The sequence below is a fragment of the Methylosinus sp. Sm6 genome, assembly GCF_019802345.1.
GTDB lineage: Bacteria > Pseudomonadota > Alphaproteobacteria > Rhizobiales > Beijerinckiaceae > Methylosinus.
Map to the genome: position 1 here is coordinate 1 of NZ_JAINDZ010000145.1, position 594 is coordinate 594.

Annotated in this window: 1 protein-coding gene; it reads left to right on the forward strand. The window is 60.4% G+C overall.

What is annotated here, in order from left to right; genetic code table 11:
• Window positions 1–61 precede the first annotated feature (61 nt).
• On the forward strand, window positions 62–594 hold a 533-nt coding region (locus K3F48_RS23975), incomplete at its 3' end, for a condensation domain-containing protein (protein ID WP_305080301.1).

Genomic DNA, 594 nt, shown 5'->3' on the forward strand with positions numbered 1-594 from the left:
GCAACTGCGGGCGCGTTTCGATTCGTATCGATATAGACTCGATCTGAAGCGCGCGCCCCTGATGCGCTCTTTCGCCGTCCCGGATCAGGATCGATGGTTGTTCTTTCTACAGTATCATCACCTGATTACCGATCATGTCGCTTTAGAAACCCTTTTGCAGGAGGCGCAGGCATATTTATTAGGTTGCGCGGCGCAGCTGCCAGCATCGGTTCCGTATCGCAATTTTGTCGCGCAGTCTCGGTTCGGCGTCGATCGCGAAGAGCATGAAGCATTTTTCCGCAAGATGCTGAGCGACGTCGACGCGCCGACGGCTCCATTCGACCTGTTGAACGTCTTAGGCGACGGGTCTGACGTCGAAGGCGCGCGCGCTGATCTCGACGCGCATTTGAGCCGGCGCATACGCGCGCAGGTCCGCGCGGCCGGCGTCAGCGCCGCGAGCCTTTTTCATCTGGCTTGGGCGCTGGTCCTGGCGCGCGTCTCCGATCGGGAAGACGTCGTATTCGGCACGGTGCTGTTCGGGCGCATGCATGGCGCGGAGAATGTGGATCGGGCCTTGGGCATGTTCATCAACACCCTGCCGGTTCGCCTGCGCGT